The 17,638-nt window shown below is 53.0% G+C and carries 17 protein-coding genes; 4 read left to right on the top strand and 13 right to left on the bottom strand.

The genetic code is table 11. The features are described 5' to 3' along the window. Positions 1-8 precede the first annotated feature (8 nt). From IRJ17_RS10285 to cuyA, 4 genes are all read right to left on the bottom strand, one after another. Positions 9-998: a helix-turn-helix transcriptional regulator gene (locus tag IRJ17_RS10285; protein ID WP_122964610.1), complete on the bottom strand. Its 990-nt coding sequence runs from the start codon at positions 996-998 to the stop codon at positions 9-11. Between the two features lie 115 nt (positions 999-1,113). After that, the gene (locus IRJ17_RS10280) at positions 1,114-2,007 is read right to left on the bottom strand and encodes an AEC family transporter (protein WP_122964609.1); all 894 of its coding nucleotides are present in this window, start codon (positions 2,005-2,007) and stop codon (positions 1,114-1,116) included. A 112-nt stretch (positions 2,008-2,119) separates the two neighbouring features. Continuing rightward, positions 2,120-3,085 (bottom strand): carbohydrate kinase family protein, encoded by a 966-nt coding sequence (locus tag IRJ17_RS10275; RefSeq protein ID WP_242774533.1) that lies wholly within the window; start codon positions 3,083-3,085, stop codon positions 2,120-2,122. Between the two features lie 51 nt (positions 3,086-3,136). Next, positions 3,137-4,144 carry a D-cysteate sulfo-lyase gene (gene cuyA, locus IRJ17_RS10270; protein ID WP_217022266.1) on the bottom strand — a complete coding sequence of 336 codons (1,008 nt, stop codon included), beginning with the start codon at positions 4,142-4,144 and terminating at the stop codon, positions 3,137-3,139. 299 nt (positions 4,145-4,443) lie between these two features. On the opposite strand from cuyA, the gene IRJ17_RS10265 reads away from it, so the two are divergent. From IRJ17_RS10265 to IRJ17_RS10255, 3 genes are all read left to right on the top strand, one after another. After that, positions 4,444-4,671: a hypothetical protein gene (locus IRJ17_RS10265; RefSeq protein WP_173597536.1), complete on the top strand. Its 228-nt coding sequence runs from the start codon at positions 4,444-4,446 to the stop codon at positions 4,669-4,671. 96 nt (positions 4,672-4,767) lie between these two features. Further along, on the top strand, positions 4,768-5,133 hold the full coding sequence (locus IRJ17_RS10260; protein WP_122964604.1) for an HsmA family protein: 366 nt from the start codon (positions 4,768-4,770) through the stop codon (positions 5,131-5,133). Positions 5,134-5,316: 183 nt separating this feature from the next. Further along, positions 5,317-6,891, top strand: a complete 1,575-nt coding sequence (locus tag IRJ17_RS10255) for a sensor domain-containing diguanylate cyclase (protein WP_217022265.1) — start codon at positions 5,317-5,319, stop codon at positions 6,889-6,891. A 107-nt stretch (positions 6,892-6,998) separates the two neighbouring features. Here IRJ17_RS10255 and IRJ17_RS10250 read toward each other — a convergent pair whose 3' ends face one another. The 8 genes from IRJ17_RS10250 to IRJ17_RS10215 all read right to left on the bottom strand — a co-directional run bounded on the left by IRJ17_RS10250 (position 6,999) and on the right by IRJ17_RS10215 (position 15,675). Continuing rightward, on the bottom strand, positions 6,999-7,778 hold the full coding sequence (locus IRJ17_RS10250) for an IclR family transcriptional regulator (RefSeq protein ID WP_242774531.1): 780 nt from the start codon (positions 7,776-7,778) through the stop codon (positions 6,999-7,001). A 38-nt stretch (positions 7,779-7,816) separates the two neighbouring features. Beyond that, entirely contained in the window at positions 7,817-9,085 is a 1,269-nt protein-coding gene (locus tag IRJ17_RS10245) for a M20 family metallopeptidase (protein ID WP_242774528.1), read from the bottom strand. Next, on the bottom strand, positions 9,082-10,029 hold the full coding sequence (locus IRJ17_RS10240) for a DUF1177 domain-containing protein (protein WP_122964599.1): 948 nt from the start codon (positions 10,027-10,029) through the stop codon (positions 9,082-9,084). The genes IRJ17_RS10245 and IRJ17_RS10240 overlap by 4 nt, the downstream gene beginning before the upstream one ends. 19 nt (positions 10,030-10,048) lie before the next feature. Beyond that, positions 10,049-11,029: an ABC transporter ATP-binding protein gene (locus tag IRJ17_RS10235; protein ID WP_242774525.1), complete on the bottom strand. Its 981-nt coding sequence runs from the start codon at positions 11,027-11,029 to the stop codon at positions 10,049-10,051. Then, positions 11,026-12,033: an ABC transporter ATP-binding protein gene (locus IRJ17_RS10230; RefSeq protein ID WP_167470306.1), complete on the bottom strand. Its 1,008-nt coding sequence runs from the start codon at positions 12,031-12,033 to the stop codon at positions 11,026-11,028. Before IRJ17_RS10230 ends, IRJ17_RS10235 begins: the two co-directional genes overlap by 4 nt. 37 nt (positions 12,034-12,070) lie before the next feature. Next, positions 12,071-12,979 (bottom strand): ABC transporter permease, encoded by a 909-nt coding sequence (locus tag IRJ17_RS10225; protein ID WP_122964596.1) that lies wholly within the window; start codon positions 12,977-12,979, stop codon positions 12,071-12,073. Positions 12,980-12,985: 6 nt separating this feature from the next. Beyond that, positions 12,986-13,945, bottom strand: a complete 960-nt coding sequence (locus IRJ17_RS10220) for an ABC transporter permease (protein WP_122964595.1) — start codon at positions 13,943-13,945, stop codon at positions 12,986-12,988. A gap of 113 nt (positions 13,946-14,058) precedes the next feature. Then, positions 14,059-15,675 carry an ABC transporter substrate-binding protein gene (locus tag IRJ17_RS10215; RefSeq protein ID WP_173597532.1) on the bottom strand — a complete coding sequence of 539 codons (1,617 nt, stop codon included), beginning with the start codon at positions 15,673-15,675 and terminating at the stop codon, positions 14,059-14,061. A gap of 199 nt (positions 15,676-15,874) precedes the next feature. Here IRJ17_RS10215 and IRJ17_RS10210 point away from each other — a divergent pair, with 199 nt between their 5' ends. Further along, positions 15,875-16,828: an aminopeptidase gene (locus IRJ17_RS10210; protein ID WP_242774522.1), complete on the top strand. Its 954-nt coding sequence runs from the start codon at positions 15,875-15,877 to the stop codon at positions 16,826-16,828. 151 nt (positions 16,829-16,979) lie between these two features. Here IRJ17_RS10210 and IRJ17_RS10205 read toward each other — a convergent pair whose 3' ends face one another. After that, positions 16,980-17,579: a hypothetical protein gene (locus tag IRJ17_RS10205; RefSeq protein ID WP_122964592.1), complete on the bottom strand. Its 600-nt coding sequence runs from the start codon at positions 17,577-17,579 to the stop codon at positions 16,980-16,982. Between the last annotated feature and the right edge of the window lie 59 nt (positions 17,580-17,638).

Genomic DNA, 17,638 nt, shown 5'->3' with positions numbered 1-17,638 from the left:
TTTTTTCGCTACAAAATATACCTGCCCCGCTTCACATCGGACGGATTCATTCCGTACTGCTTGCGGAACGCTTCGGAAAAGTGACTGAAGTTGGAAAAGCCGACCGACAACGCTACCTGGCTGACATTCATCTCGCCCGAGCGCAGCAGTTCCAGCGCTTTTTCCAGACGCTTTTCCCGCAAGTACGCGAAGACGCTCGTGCCAAACTCCTCTTTGAAGCCGATTTTCAGCTTGTATTCGTTCAGCTGCGCCATGCGTGCCAGCTCGATCAAGGAAGGCGGCGCCTCCATATTCGCCAGCAAAATTTCTCTGGCGCTATGAATTTTTTCCCGATCGCTGCGGGATAAAAAGGGGCGGGTGACTTCCGCCTCTCGCTCAAACAGCAGCATGTCGAAGGCGTGCGCAGCGATTTCCAGCGTCTTGCCTTCCGCATGAAGCCGCCGCAATCTGGGCTGAGACGCAGGCGGCGCGATCAGCTGCTGGAGCCGCATCATCAAATCTGGCCGAAGCGGCATGCGGAACATGCGAAAAGGACGGTTGCCCAACAAGCTTTCAAACGTATACGGCGTCCCTTCGTCGATTTGCGCAAGCCATTCGTTGAACAGCTCGACGGAAATCCCGATCGCTACCGAACGAAACGGCGCTTGGGCCATATAGCAAAAGTCGGCTTGAAAGTCCCGCATCAATTGCAGCGAGCAGCTGTCCGGAACGAGATCGTGCTGGGAACCGCCCGAAACCGCTACCTCCCCCGTTCCTTGCAAGCAAAAGCTCAGCTCCACCATGGCGGCTTCCGAGCGAAAACGCATGGCGTGATCATCCTGAAAACGATGGAAGGAATCGACAATCTCCAGTCCATGACGAGGCATCATTCTGTTGATGTATCCGTTCCAACCGGACAAGTCATCCCCCGCCATCTCCGTCCCGATGTCATCAAGCCGAATGTTCGGCAGCGCGTCAATATAACTGTCGTAGATGGAATGAATGGATGTGGCATGCATGGCAATCTCCCGGTTTTGATTTTGTTGAAAACGATTCTTGTTCTCATCATATAGAAAAAAGCAATGCCTTGGCAACCTTTTCGGTGTGGCGCGATTGCCTCGGCAGTTGAATCGGCTAATGCAGCAGATTCAGCAAGATCGTCAGCGTCCCTACACTGAACACGGTCGTGACCAGGACACTGCTGGAAACAAATTGCGGACGCATGTTGAACTGGATCGCGTAAATCGCTGTCGTCGCAGCAGACGGCATCGCTGCGAGTATGACCAGCACTTTTTGCAGCAAAGGGTCAATCGGGAAAAACAGACAGATCACGTAAGCGAGCACAGGCGAAGCGATCAGCCGAATGACACTGGCGGCGCTCAATCCTTGCCACTCCAAGGCTTTGGACGATACGTTGGCAAGCTGCATCCCGAGAATCAGCATAACGACCGGAATCGCTGCCTGCGCCACGAGATCAATCGCCTGATAGTAGCCCGCTGGAATCACGACATTGCCTTGTTGCAGCAAAATCGCCAGCACAACCGCGTAGTTGGAAGGCTGCTTGAAAATCGCCCGAATCGCCGTGCCCGCGCCACCCCCGCCCCGCGAAGCGAAGTAGACGCCGAATACCCCCATGATGATCGAATGAAAAACCATGATTTGGACCGCATACGTAAACCCGGCCTCCCCGTAAGCAAACAAAATGATCGGAGTCCCGTAGTTCCCGCTGTTCATGAAGGCGGTGGAAAGCATCAGGGCGCTCTCCTGCGATTTGTCGTAGCGAAACAGGCGAGCCGTAAGCTGGGTGAGCACGATCAGCGCTCCGAGCAGCAACAGCGAGATGACGACGATGTAAAACAATTGCAGATCAAGCTCGGTCTTGTAAAACGTGCGAAAGACAAGCGCCGTGGTCAACACGTAGATCGCCAGCGACGAAATCGGCTTCAAATCCATTCGGAACTTGCGCTGAAGAATGTAGCCCGACAAAAAGATCAGCAAGACAGGCAAGATCACTTCGAGAAAAATCATGGTTCATACCCACTTCTTCCATAGAAATGCGAAATTACGAATAGTATATCAAATCGCTCGCCAAAAAAGCCGATTCCCCGTTATTTTCTGACAGAGAATCGGCTGAACCGTGCTATATGCGATTTTCTGCCACAAACCGCTCGACATCAGCCAGCGCTGGCAGCGCCGGAATCGCGCCCGTCCGCGTGGTGGTGAGCGCTCCTGCCGCATTGGCGAAGCGAACCATACGTGTCAGCGTGTCATTGTCCATGGAGCGAAGCGGCTGCTTAGCTTCCAGCACCTGATAAAGCAAGCCCCCCAAAAACGCGTCTCCTGCCCCGGTCGTATCGACAGCATCGACCGCGTAGCCTGGAACCATCCCCTGCTCTTTTTCCGTTCGGAAGTAACAGCCCGCTTTGCCGCGAGTGACGAAGATCGCCTGATTGCGGCAAGTTTCCATCAGCCACTCTGTCGCCTCTGCCAGGCCGCTTGCCGGAGCGAGCAGCTCCAGCTCCTCTTCCGACAGCTTGACGATGTCCGCTTGCCTGATCCCGTGCAGCGCCATTGCCTTCGCCTGTTCCATGTCCGGCCACAAGCTTTCGCGAATGTTTGGATCAAACGATACGAGCAGCTTGTGTCTTTTCGCTATATCTACAGCCTTCCAGGTTGCGCTGCGCGCTGGTTCATGGGTCAAAGACAAGGAGCCGAAATGAAACAGCCTTGCTTGCGCGATCATTTCCTCATCTATGTCCGCCTCGCGAAGCTGCGTATCTGCTCCGGGGTTGCGGGCAAACGAAAACGAGCGCTCGCCACTCGCGTCGATGTGTACAAAGGCGAGCGTGGTCAAGGCAGCATCCGTCAGGACAAGCCCGTCAGTCCCGATCTCCAGGTCCATCAGCGTCTGCTTCAGAAAGCGGCCGAACGCATCGTTTCCGACTGCGCCGAGAAAAGCTGTCTTTTTATGAAACCGCGACAAAGCAGCAAGCACATTTGCCACTGCTCCGCCCGGATTTTGTTCATACGCCATTTTCCCCGGTTCGGGATGGGGCATCGGCGTGAAATCAATCAAAAGCTCGCCGCAGGCAACAACATCAAGCATTTGTCTGTCTCCTTTTCGTCTCTCGTCTCGCAAGCAGCTGCAAGTACACCGTCATCCCTGCTTGGGCAAAAACAGCTCGGACGCCGTGTAAAGTGCCGGAGCGCCACCCGTGTGCAGAAAAAGCACATGGTCATCTTGCGAAAAGCGCCCTTCGCGAATCAGCCCGATCAACCCCGCCATCGCTTTGCCTGTGTAAACCGGGTCGAGCAAAATTCCTTCTGTGCGGGCGACGAGCTGCACGGCTTCGACCATTTCCTCTGTCGGAATCGCATAGCCTGGCCCGACAAAGCGATCTTCGCACTGCACCACATCTGCCTGGATCGTCGCTTGCAGACCGACCTCGGCGGCGGTGCGCGCAAGCAGCTCCTGTACTTTCGCTTCCTGGGCGGCGCGGTCGCGGCTGACATTGATGCCAATCACTTTGGCAGACGATTGTCTCGCCAAAAACCCGGCGATCAGACCCGCCTGTGTCCCGCCACTGCCTGTTGCCGTCACCACGTAATCAAACGGAGTGCAGCTCTCCCACGCTTGCTGCTCGATTTCCTCTGCGCACGCCATGTAGCCAAGCGAGCCGATCTCGTTGGAGCCGCCAACCGGAATCAGGTACGGCTTCCTGCCTGCTTGCCGCAGACTGTCCGCCAGCTTTTCCATCGCCGCAAGCATATCGCCGTCTGCGGGAATGACCTCGATCTGTTCGGCGCCAAGCAAATGAAACAACAGATGGTTCCCGCCCGCCTGCGGATTGTAGTCGCCTGTCTCGGGCGCCGACAAAACAAGCTGGCAACGCAGCCCTTCGCGAACCGCCGCAGCCAGTGTCAGACGGCAATGATTCGATTGGACAGCGCCGCACGTAATCAGTGTATCTGCGCCTTGCCGGATCGCGTCGGCAACCAAATACTCCAGCTTTCGCGTCTTGTTGCCACCAGCCGTCAAGCCGAGCAAGTCGTCGCGCTTGATGAAAATGTGCGGGCCGCCCAGCACCTGCGACAGCCTCTCCAGACGCTCGATCGGCGTCGGGCCTTGCGTATATTTTCTGCGTTCATAGCGAATCGGCTTCATTTTATTGCCTCCTTCAAGCCTGTTTGGGTATGAATACGATCTGGCTACCGCCGATTCCTCCCTTGCCTGGCGAGTTTCCCGATTCCCGGTTGCTTTTTCCATTGACGAAGAAGGCACGATCCATTACCATGATCTAGTCATTTTTATGAAATTCATCCAATTTTAGCGAAGGTGTTTTTCGATGCACGCAACGGCATTTTTTCCATGATCCGGATAACGCACTTCCGCCTGTCCAAACGGGTGAAAAACACGTTTGTTCGCTAGACGCAATCAAACAAACCGGAAAGGAGGGCTTCCTTTTGCCAAAATGGCTGTTTCTGCTTTTTGCCAGCTACCTGTTTTACAGTCTGCCTGCCATGCTCGGCTTCGGCGTAGCCATCCAATTCGCGCCGGGAGCCACTCCGCTTGAAATGGCATCAGCCTACGTCTACGACGGAATTGTCGCTGACTTTTGGCCAAAGCTGTGGAAGGCGGCTCTTACCACCCTGATTATATGGCTGCTCCTGCGAAAAAAGCGCCAGGCGTAAATCGGCATAATCCCCTCGTTGTTCATCTTCCGTTCATCTTCTTTTCCTACACTCAACCGTGTAGACAATCAAGAAGCGAATGGGAGATGATTTTTTATGCTAGTATGGGCTGTCATTTTCATCAATTTGGCGCTCGCCTCGTATACAATCGGAGTCTGGTCGGAGCACCGTGCCAAGGAGCTTGCCTGGAAGCACTTCGTCTTTTTTGGCCTGGGGCTTGTCTTCGATACAGTCGGAACGGCTTTCATGAAGCTGCTCGCCGACGGCAATTCGCTGAATTTGCACGGGATTACCGGGCTGGTCGCGCTGATCCTGATGTTTTTGCACACCGCCTGGGCCGGCTTCGTCCTCTGGAAAAAGCAAGACCGCCAACGCAAGCAGTTCCACAAATTCAGCCTGTTTGTATGGGTGCTCTGGCTGGTCCCTTATTCCATCGGTGTCGCTTTAAGCTTTACACGCTAACCAATCAAATACTTGCCAAACAGGTTGTCTTCGGATAACCTGTTTTTGTTTTCCGAAAATCTCTCCCCCATCGCCACACGCTCCCTACAGGCTGTCTTTTTGCCGTCCGAGAGATTAGACTTCGCGAATTGCGGGTAAAGATTTACAGCAAGAGCTTTCAGAAACAGAAAAAAGGAGTTTGGCATGGGGAAAAGAAGAACCTATACGCTTCGCTTTATTATGGAAATGCTCGTTGTGTTTTCTGTCCTCGCGACAATTTTGATTGAGGTCATTTCTTCTCTTCATGTCAATCGCACCTCGCTCTCCACCAACTACCTGGAAAACAACTACCAGTACGCGAAGAAGCTGGCGAGAAACACAGCAGACATATTGACCGTCCTGCAAAACAACGTCGACACGATTGCCAGACAAGCTGGCGAGAAGCCGCTCGTAGAGAAAGACTTGGACGACTGGTATGCGGCCAACAGACAAAATTTTCATTCCTTGTTCATCACAGACGCTGAAGGTCACATCCAGAAAGTCAGCCCGCTGAAATCCGGCGTTGCCCTCGGAACGTTGCTGACCTCGCATGCTGTGAGACTGGCGTTGATCCAAAAGAAACCGCTGATCTCCGAGCCTTACCGTGCGGTGTCGGGCCGGCTGATTTTGATGATTTCTTCGCCGATTTTTGACAAACAGGGAGTGTACCAAGGCTTTGCGGGCGGAACGATTTATTTGGAAGAATCGAATGTGCTCAACCGGACCTTGAAGGAACACTTTTATGGGGACGGTTCCTACGTATATGTGGTCGATCAGCAAGGGAGGCTCATTTTCCACCCCGAAACAAAGCGCCTCGGAGAAACCGTGCTATTGAATCCCGCCATCCAGCAAGCTCTCGCGGGCAAAAGCGGCTACCAGCAAATCGTCAACAGCAAGGGCAAATCGTATTTTGCCGGATATACGACCGAAAGCGTCAGCGGCTGGATTATCGTCTCCCAGACGCCGACCTCTGTCATTGACGAGTCGAATCACAAGCTGCTCCACAATCTGTTGATGACTTCCTTGCCTTTTTTGCTGCTCACGCTTGGTATCGTCTGGTTGATTGCCAAAAACATCAATACCGCGCTGTCCAAATTAACCCACATTTCCGATGAGTCTGGCGGAATGGACTGTCCTGCCGAGCTTACGACCACCTCCAAAATTTACGAGGTGCAAAAGCTGTACCAAAGCACGCGGCTGGCACTTCGCCAGATGAACCGCAAGCTGCGGCAGCTGCAATCCGAAGTGGAGAAGGACGGATTGACCGGACTTGCCAATCGCAAAACGTTCGATGCCTGCTTGCAAGATGCTTTGCGCAGCGAAATTCCGTTTTCCCTCATTCTGCTCGACGTCGATCGGTTCAAAAGGATTAATGATGCTTTCGGCCATGTCACAGGTGACGAGGTTTTGAAACAAGTCGCCCAAACGATGCTGGATACGACGCGCGAAGACGACTTCTGCTTCCGCTACGGAGGGGAAGAGTTCGGCATTTTGCTGCAAGGAGATCGGCATCTGTTTGCCTATCAAATCGCCGAGCGGCTGCGGCAAATGATTGAAGCGCTCGACAATCCGACGGGACATCCGGTGACGATCTCGCTAGGAATTGCCAGCTATCCGCTGCACGGTACGGAAGCGCTCGACATCATCACCTGCGCGGATCAGGCGCTGTATCAATCCAAAGCGGCCGGGCGAAATCGGACGACGAGCTTTCGGCTCGGCATCGAATCGCTTCAACCGTAGACGCGAACGAGCAGCACGGTCACATCCCATTTCATGAAAAACGTACGTCTCGACGTTTTTCACAGCAAAAAAGCTGCCGACAGATTTTGCTCTGCGGCAGCTTTTTTCTAGCCAAACAAGTAATAGCGGGATAAATCCACGCGGTAGTTTTGAATAATCTCATCGACTTCCCGTTTGCCCCGCATCAGGATTTCCAGGCATTGTGCCTTCTTTTCCTCACTCATCCGGTAAATCGGGCCGGATATGGTCAACGAGCCCATCACATGTCCGTCGTAGTGGAACAGCGGGCACGCGATCGCCAGAACATCCGGCGTATACTCGCCCGTGCTCATCGCCCATCCGGCTTCGCGAATATGCACAAGCTCCTCGCGCAATTTGTCCGGATCGGCAATCGTATTTTTCGTGTACTGCCGCAAGCCTTGCAAAATGATGTGCTCGATTTTCTCTTGCGGCAAGTAGGCCATGATCGAACGGTACGATGCGCCTACAAACAAAGGGGCACGACTGCCTACCGACACGGAGTATTTCACCACATTGTCCGGCTCCAGCGCATCGAGCGTAAGCGCTTCGTCTTCGTCCAGGCAGGTCAGGAAGATCGACTCGCCCGACTCCTCCATCATCCGCTGCAACACAGGCCGAATCAGTCGTGATACATGGAACGACTCTCTCATTGTCAATCCAAGCTCCCACAGGCGAATGCCCAATGAGTATTTTTTCGTCTTGGGATCTTTCTCCAGAAAGCGATTGGCTTCAAACGTAGACAATACGCGGAATACATTTGCGTGATTCAAACCGACTTCCTTGGCGAGTTCCCTTGCTCCCCATTCCGGTTTCTCCTTCGTGAACAGCTGTAACAATTTGAGTGATTGATCCAACGTTTTTAGCACGACGACTCCCCTTATTCACGATTACTTTTCAAACCCGTTTATTGCTCGTACAAAAAGTCAATGGCTGCCGCCACGTACACCTTCGCGCAGCGGACGACGTCTTCGACCAGCACTTTTTCATTGAAATTGTGGATGCTCGGCAAGTACGCAGGCCCGTATTGCAAGACCGGAATGTCGTACGCGCGGAAATGTCTGGCATCGCTGCTTGCCCACTGCTGAACGCCAAAAGCGTGCTCGCCTGTCACGTACGTGATGTTGTCGACGATCGCCCGGCAGACCGGATCATCCGGCGATGTGTAGTTCGCATGGCTTTGCGTTCCCATCGGCACAATTTCGTAATCAATATCCAGCTCGTCCAACTGGCTGGTGATGTAGCCCATGACTTCTGCTCTCGTCACGCCAAACGGCAGGCGGCAATCCACTTCCACGGTGCAAGTGTCAGGGACCACATTTGCTTTCGTTCCGCCCTCAATCGTACCGATGTTGCAAGAGACGCGCTCCAGCACATCCTGGTACGGTTCCCGCTCGGTGCCGAGCATGTATGCTTTGGATACCTTCACGAGTTCCTTGACTTCATCCGGAATCACGACCGGATAATCCCATACGGTGCGAATCCGCTCGATGGCGCGAATCGCATCCATAATCGCATTTTTGCCGGCGATCGGCCCGAGGCTGCCGTGAGCTGGCTTGCCTTTGACCGTGAGCTGGAACCAGCAGGAACCTTTTTGTCCCAAAGTCGGATTGTGCGGCGAGGACGGCTCGGCGATCAGGCATCCGTCTCCCTCGACCAGCTTGCGCTCCAAAATCCACGGAACGCCCATCGCTCCGCCTGTTTCCTCGTCCGGCACGATCGCCAGAATCAATTGTCCCGGCAGTTCGACTCCCAGCCGCTGCAAAATCGTCGCGGCAAAAATCAGTCCAGCCAAGCCGCCCTTCATGTCAGAAGCGCCGCGGCCCAAAATCCAGCCGTCTTTTACTTCGCCGCTGAACGGAGCAAATTCCCACTTGGACAAGTCCCCGGCAGGCACGACATCCGTATGGCCGCAATAAATCAACTTTTTGCCCGATTGCAGATTGCCGATCCGGGACACGAGGTTGTACATGTTTGGCCCTGCTTCATGCCAGTCTGTGGCGATGTCAAAACGCTCCAGATATTCCGTAATAAAGCGACTGATCGGCGCGGAATCGCCCGGCGGATTTTCGCTCGGGAACTGGATCAGCTTGCAGCACAGCTCCATCAATTCGTCCTTGTTTTGTTCGACGGCGGCGATGACCTGGTCTTTTAACGCTTTCAGTTGATCGCTCATGACACGCTCACCTTGCCATCCAGTGTGAGCAGATGCTTCATGGAGCCGTACAGCGATGTCATCCGCGCAAACTCTTCCTCGTCGTAGAACGCGCACTTGCCTGTTCCAAACAGCTTGGCTACCTCGATCACGAAGCGCACGACTTGTTCGACGTGCACGAGATGAGTCGCACCTGTGGCGCAGCCTGCTACTGGCACTTGGGTCGTCAAGGCAATCCCGACAACCGGGCTGTCTGTTACGACACACGGCTGCATGATACTGTTGATGTGGTGCAAATTGTTGCCGTACGGCGTGATGTCTTGTACCGTAATCGGCAATGTCACTGGCATGTTGCCGGACGTTTGCTTCACCAGTTCAAGCAAATCGTTGCTGATGCGCAAGATGTACCCTTCCTTGACCGTCGGGGTGATCGCATAGCCTGTATGATTGAGAATCATGTTTCCTTTTGTGGTGTCGATGGACAAAATCGCGTCCATCTCGGACGATACTTCATTCGCATTCATGATCTGCATGTCCACCGGAGAGTTCATGAACGGCACGGGATCATGCGGAAGAGTCGGCGCATCCGGGCAGATGTGCGTAGTCAGGAGGATGTCTCCTTCCAACGTGTCGCCGCGCTGCTGCATGTCGGCAAGCTTCGCTGCTGCTGCCATGCACGCCAGAGCGCCGTCGCCATCAGATACGAAGCCGACTTGCTCGGGACGGGCGCCAATCCCGCCCAAACGGCCAATGACGCCAAGTGTCGGCGCCGTTCCGCCGCTGCTTTTTCCGTTCTTTCCTTTTATTAATACTTTGACGAAATCGGTCTTTCCTTTTTGTCCAGTAACGGTAGATACTTCTACATCGCGAAAGCCGCTTTGTTCAAAATATCGTTTCAGGTCATCCCCTGTAACGTAAGCGCTGTCCATAAGATCGTACATTTCGATTACATGCTTGAAAGACATAAAAAAGTCTCCTTTTCCATTATGATAGATTTCCTAAAAGATGACAAGAAACCTTGTGCTGCCCTTCATACAACGTGAGCGCAGGCGCTTCTGTCTTGCAACGGTCGGTCGCATACGGGCACCGCTTGTGGAAGTGGCAGCCGGATGGCGGATTCATCGGACTCGGCACATCACCCGTCAGGATGACCCGCTCCTTTTTGATCAGCGGACTTTCCTTCGGCACTGCCGACAGCAGCGCTCGCGTATACGGGTGCTGCGCATTGTGGTAAATCTCCTCGTACGTTCCCATCTCCACGACACGACCCAAATACATGACGGCAATCCGGTCGCTGATGTAGCGCACGACGTTCAAATCGTGGGAAATGAAAATGTAGGTCAGGTTGAAGCTCGCCTGCAAATCCTTCAGCAAGTTGATCACTTGCGCCTGAATCGACACGTCCAAAGCCGAAACGGACTCGTCGCAAATTACAACTTCCGGATTGAGCGCAAGCGCCCTGGCGATGTTGATTCGCTGCCGCTGTCCGCCGGAAAACTCATGCGGGTAACGGGTGGCGTGATAATCGGAAAGCCCGACGACTTCCAAAAGCTCCTTCACCCTTTTTACCCGTTCCTGGTGAGTTCCGACCTGGTGAATGACCAGCGGCTCCACGATCAGCTGCTCGACTGTTTTGCGCGGATCGAGCGACGCATACGGATTTTGGAAAATCATCTGGATCGATTTGCGCGCCCGCTTCATTTCCTTGTCGGACAGCTTGGCCAAATCCTGGCCCCCCATGATGACGGAGCCTTCCGTCGGACGAATCAGCTGCATGATCAGGCGAGCCAATGTCGACTTGCCGCACCCGGACTCGCCCACGATCCCGATCGTCTCCCCTCTTTTCACCTCAAAGCTGACGTCATCGACTGCCTTGACGACTTTCGAGGATTTGCCGAACAAAGACTGATCCTTTACGGGAAAATGCTTTTTCAGCTGATTGATTTGGATGATCGACTCACTCATGCCTGGCTTCCCCCTTTCCGTTCAAGACGGTGGTCGCTCGTCTGGAAGTGGCAGGCTACCAGATGGTTGGGAGCCACTTCGACGAGCGGCGGTTTTTCGCTGAAGCACTTGTCTTTGGCATATGGACAGCGGGGAGCGAAGTAGCAGCCCGCAATATCTTCGCGCAGGTCAGGAGGATTGCCCGGGATCGACGGCAGCTTGCCCGTTGTGTCTGATTTGATCTGGGAATCAAGCAATCCCCACGTATAAGGATGAAGCGGCTTTTCGTACAGCTCTTCTACCGTTGCGTATTCCACCGTGTTTCCGGCATACATGACGAGAACTTTTTGACAGCTCTCCCAAACGACACCCAGGTCATGAGTAATCATGATGATCGATGTTTGCAAATCGTCTTGCAGCTTTTTCATCAAGTCCAAAATTTGCGCTTGTACCGTTACGTCCAAAGCAGTTGTCGGCTCGTCCGCAATCAGCAGCTTCGGGTTGCAGGCGAGGGCAATCGCGATCATGACACGTTGGCGCATCCCGCCGGAAAATTCGTGCGGATATTGCTCCAGCCGTTTTTCCGGCTCCGGAATCCCGACCAGCTTCAACATCTCAATCGCCCGCTGGCGAGCCGCTTTTTTGTCCAACTGCTGGTGCAGGCGGATTACTTCGATAATTTGATTCCCCACGGTAAAAACCGGATTGAGGGAGGTCATCGGGTCTTGAAAAATCATCGAGATTTCGTTTCCCCGAATCTTGCGCATCTGTGCCTGGGAAAGCTTCGTCAAATCTTTTCCTTCAAACAAAATGCTGCCTCGCTCGATTTTTCCAGGGGGAGACGGAATCAGCCCGAGAATGGCGGTGGAGGTCACGCTTTTGCCCGAGCCTGATTCTCCGACAATCCCGATCGTCTCCCCCTGCTTCAGATCAAAGCTCACGCCGTTTACCGCCTTCACGACTCCGGACGAATAAAAATAAACGGCCAAATCTTGCACGCTGAGTAGTACATCTGACTTTGCCAATTCCCCTTCACCCCAATCTATGTCTCACTTTTGTCGCTTACACTTTCATTTTCGGATCGAGTGCATCGCGCAAGCCGTCACCGAACAGGTTGAAGCCGAGTACCGAGAGCAAAATCGCCAGCCCGGAGAACGTTGCCATGTGCGGCGACAAGACGAGGAAGTCTTTTCCGTCCTTCAGGATGCTGCCCCATGAAGCGGTAGGCGGCTGCACGCCCAGGCCGAGGAAGCTCAGCGCCGCTTCGGAAATGATCGCTCCGGCTACGTGCATCGTTGCGTAAACAATAATCGGCGCCATACAGTTTGGCAGGATATGGTGAAAAATAATGCGGGAATCGTTGGCCCCGAGCGAGCGCGTCACCTCGATATACTCTTCCTCCTTGACCGCCAGCACCTGGCCGCGGACAATTCGGGCGAAGCCGGGAATATTGGCAATCCCGATGGCGAGAATGACGTTGAACAATCCGGCTCCAAGCACGGTCATCAGCGAGATGGACAACAGGATGAACGGGAATGCAAACAATCCGTCCATGAGGCGCATGATGATCGCATCCCATTTACCTCCGTAGTAGCCTGCCAAAAGACCGAGCAGCGTGCCGATCATGCCGCCGAGTCCGATCGCAAAAATACCGACGATCAAGGAAATGCGCGTGCCGTAGACGATCCGGCTGAACAAATCGCGTCCGTAGTTGTCAGTTCCGAGCAAATGACCGTCGATGCCAGGCTCGGACAGCGAATTGGCCAAGTCCATGTCGTTCGGCCCGTGCGTCGCAATCAATGGCGCGAACAGGGCGAAAATGACCATGATCGCGATGATGACCATGCCGACCATCGCCAGCTTGTTTTTCAAAAGCCGGCTCCATACACTGTTTTCCTTGCTTTTTTTCTTGGGTGCGTTAGGTGCGAGCGTCGCGGGAGCTGGCGATAATGGTTGCGCGTGGTTGCTCATATCGGATCAGCCCTCCCCTTTATTCGTTAGTTTCACGCGCGGATTGACCACGGTGTACAAAATGTCGACGAGCAAATTGATCAACACGAAAATAACGGCGATGAACAGGACGGTTCCTTGCACGACGACAAAGTCCCGATTTTCAATCGCGTCCACCACGAGACGCCCCATCCCCGGCCAGCTGAAGATCGTCTCCGTCAGGACAGCCCCGCCGAGCATGGAGGAAATTTGCATCCCCATGACCGTAAGCAATGGAGTCATCGCATTTTTCAAGGCGTGCTTCCAGACGACGAAAAATTCGCGCAGCCCTTTTGCCCGAGCCGTCTTGATGTAGTCCTGGCGGATTACTTCAAGCATGCTGGAGCGCGTAATCCGGGCAAAAGTAGCCATCGGAATCGTGGACAAGGCGATGCTCGGCAAAATCAGGTGCGTGACTACGCTGCCGAAGCCTTCGGACAACGAGCCCATCCCGGTAGCCGGAAGCCAGCCAAGATGTACGCTGAAGTAAAGAACGAGCATGACCCCGAGCCAAAAGATCGGCATCGATACGCCAACGAGCGAGAGAATCATGACGGTGTAATCCCAGAACGAATACTGTTTGGTTGCAGAAATGATGCCTGCCGGAATCCCGATGAGCAGCGAGAGAGCGAGCGCACAGGCGGACAGCAAAAGCGTGTTCGGGAAGCGCTCCATGATCAAAGACATGACCGGCTGATTGTAGCCGAGCGAGGTTCCCAAATCTCCCTGCAGCAAGCTGCCGAGGAAGTCGACGTATTGGAGGTACAACGGCTGGTTCAGCCCGAGTGTTTCCCGCATTTTGGCGATTTCATCAGGGGAAGCTTGCGGCCCAAGCAGCACTGCCGCCGGGTCGCCGGGAATCAACCGCGTGATGATGAAAACGGTCGTGGCAACGACAAACAGCGTAGGGATTAAATCGAATAACCGTTTGAAAATCAGTTTGAGCAAGCCACTCTCCTCCTTCCCACTATTCGTTTAAAGCTTGGCCTGGTAAGAAATGCCCGAAGAGAGGGCTTTGTCGCGGCCTCTCTTCGAAGCGTGGAAGCTTTTAGGCGTGTGTATTACTTGTTCAGCCAAACGTTCGTCTCGCTGTTGACCAGGAAGATCGAGCTGTCCGCACGCACTTGGTAATCTTGCACGTATTTCTTCATTCCGGTCGCAACATCGAGCAGGCCCAGTTCGACGTGAACGACGTCATCGTTGATTTGTTTCATCGCCTGGCTGTACAGCTCTTTGCGCTTCGCTTCGTCTGTCGTCTCTGCCGTTGCGCGTTCCAGAAGCTTGTCTACTTCCGGATTGCTGTAAGCGTAGCCGTTGCCGAGCGAACCGATTTGCTTGCTGTGGAACATTTGATAGAGGAAGAAGTCAGGGTCCGGGTACCAGGACCAGCCCATGATGTAGAGCGGAGCTTTTCCTTTGGCTACGATGTCGCTGAACGTTCCCCACTCAACGGTTTTGATCTCTGCGTCGATGTTCAGGTTGTCTTTCAGCTGTTGCGCTGCGATGGTCGCTTGCGGCACGCGGGAAGCGATTACATAAAGCTCGGTTTTGAATCCGTCCGGATAGCCTGCTTCAGCCAGAAGCTGTTTGGCTTTTTGCGGGTCAAAAGCAGGAACGGCTGCTTCGAGAGACGAGTCATAGCCCCACGATGCTTTTGGCAGCGGCAGGAAAGATTTTTCCGCTCCGCCCCATTTGAATACCCCTTTGACCAAACCTTCCACGTCTACCGCGAGACGGATTGCTTCACGCACTTTTTTGTCCTTCGTCGGGCCTTCGATCTGGTTCAAACCCATGTACTCAATGGACAAACCTGGCTTCGTTTGCAAGTTCAAGTTTTGATCCTTCTCGATGATCGCACGGTTTTGCCCTTTGACATCGGTCACCATGTCGATGTCGCCGGAGCGCAGGGCGTTGGTCATCATGTTCGCATCGGTGATGAATTTGAACTCTACGCCATCCAGGTGAGGCTTCGGACCCCAGTATTTATCAGAACGCTTCAAATTTACAGAATCGTCCTGGTTGAATTTATCGATCATGAACGGCCCTGTTCCCACGAGGTGAGTGCCGAACTGATCTTTCCAGCCTTCTACCTCTTCGCGCGGAACGATGATGTTGCCGCCGTCTGTCAGCATGGCAAGCAAAGCGGCGTTTGGCGCGTCCAGGTGAATCGCTACTTCGTTTTCGCTGATGACTTCTACTTTTTCCACGCCGCGCAGACGCTTGAGTGCGGATTGCTTCGCAGAACGTTCCAGACTGTACTTCACGTCCTCGGCTGTCATTTTCCGTCCATCCTGGTATTTGCCAGGCTGGAAGTACACATTGTCCTGGAGCTTGAACGTATACACCTTCATGTCATCCGACACTTTCCACTCTGTTGCGAGGCTCGGTTCAATTTTGGACAAGTCATTCGTGTAACGGACGAGCGTGTCGCCAATACTGCGGATGATGTTGGATTCATAAGCACCCGTGTAAGCAATTGGGTCCAGTGTTTTTGCCGTAGAAGACAAGCCGATTTTCAGCACGCCGCCATCTTTTGGCTGTCCAGCCGCCTGCTGCTGGTCGCCGCCCTTTGCATCTTGAGCAGGAGCGCTTCCTTGTCCACCACATGCAGCGAGTGCCAGCATGGATACGACCATGACAGAAGAAAACAACGCTTTGGCTTTCAACATTTTCCTCACTACGATTCCCCCAGACATTTTTGTGTGTATCAAATAATGAAACACATGTTCAATATGTGTTACGTTTTGGATTATAGCAAATGCTTTTTTTAGTGTAAATAGTCAAAAAACAAAAAAATTAAGACTTGATTAACCGCTTTTTCTTTCAGTACAATCTCTTCAAGATTTACATTTACTAAAAATCAGGAGTGAGCGACCGATGAGCCAACTCGTGGAAATCAGCCGCAATTTGCTGGCGACTTGTTTAGGCGTAAAGGAAAAGGAAGAATTGGTCATTGTTACCGATGAAGATAAGCGTCCTTTGGCAGAAGCTCTCTATGAAGCTGGAAAGCTGCTCGGTGCGGAAACCGTGCTGTTAGTCATGCAGGAGCGCGAAAAATCCGGCCAGGAGCCGCCGCAGGCGATTGCCAAAGCGATGGAGCAAGCGGACGTAGCCGTGTGCATCACGAAACATTCGCTTACGCACACACAAGCGCGAAAAGTGGCCGCTGCCAACGGAACGCGCGTCGCCACCATGCCGGGTATTACCCGCGACATGTTTACCGCTGGAGCGATTTCTGCCGATTATCAGGAGGTCAAACGGCTGACCGAAGAGGTGACAGACATCCTGACCCGCGGCAAACAAGTACGAATTGAAAAAGCCGGCTACGCGCTGGAATTTTCCATTGAAACACGCAATGGCGTTCCCAGCACTGGCATGTATCTGGAAAAAGGACAATCGGGCAATCTCCCGTCTGGCGAGGCGTACATCGCCCCCATCGAAGGCTCGGCCAACGGACAAATTTTGGTCGACGGCTCCATCGGCGGAATCGGCATGATTGACGAGCCTTTGCGGCTTACGATCAAGGATGGTCGGCTGATCAGCGCAGAGGGGCCGACGGGTTCGCGACTGCTTGCCACGCTCGGGGATGGCGATGGCCGCATGCTGGCGGAATTTGGGATTGGAACCAATCACAAGGCGAGAATTATCGGGGTTGTGCTGGAAGACGAGAAAGCATTCGGAACGATCCACGTTGCGTTCGGCAGCAACGCGACTTTTGGGGGTACCATCCAGGCTGGTGTGCACATTGATTTAATCGTAAACGAACCGGATGTGTTCATTGATGGGCAACAACTCCAGGAAAAAGGGCGCTTTCTGTTTGGGGACGAGTAGCTTGAAAAAGCAAAAGCAGAGGCGGATTAAGTCGCCTCTGCTTTTTGCTTTTCGATCCGCATGCGCGGGAAGGGAATTATCTTTCTCTCGTAGGTTTGATGTATTCGTGGGTCGTTGCTTCGAATACATCGTCGGAATAACCAATCGACATTTATACATTCTCTTGCAGGAACTCATCTACTTGAGTGATGAAATCTGCTAAATCACTCGCTCCCTTATCGTATGTAGAATCAGAAAGCAGAACGCAGCTTACATTATATCCATATTTTTCAAGGCTATATTGATAGGCATTTATGGATGGATACACATTTGCGTAATAGGCTTTGAAATCATTGTCCGGCGAATTGTATCTGGCGTTGCTATAATAAATGCTGTTTTGCCATTGTTCTTGCTCGGCGCCAACTCTTTTGCTTATGCTCATGAGAATTACGGTTCCGTTTGTTTGGTTTTTAAATATGTAGTTTTTCTGCCTGCCAAAGATTGACGTTTGCAATTCTTGTTGCTGTGGCCCCAAAATCATATCCGGGGTTGTTAACATGTTTACATCCCCTTGCAATAACTCTTCATAGCCTTCTGGTTTGAACTTTTCATCGATTTTTTTGGTGACATGTACAAACTTATCCCGATCGCTTTCAGACAAATACCCACTTTGCTTGTCTTCGGGCTGAAAAATGACATGATAGGCATATCCGCCGAGCACAAAGACAACGAAATAACTCACCACCAAAAACATCTGCTTCGCTTTTCTCACCCATATCCCCCTTCTATGTTACGGATAGAAACGATTCAATTATTTTCCAACATCAAAAA

The sequence above is a fragment of the Brevibacillus parabrevis genome (assembly GCF_022701015.1).
Taxonomy (GTDB): Bacteria; Bacillota; Bacilli; order Brevibacillales; family Brevibacillaceae; genus Brevibacillus; species Brevibacillus parabrevis.
Note: the sequence above shows the minus strand (reverse complement) of the source record. Positions and strands in the feature narration are given on the sequence as shown.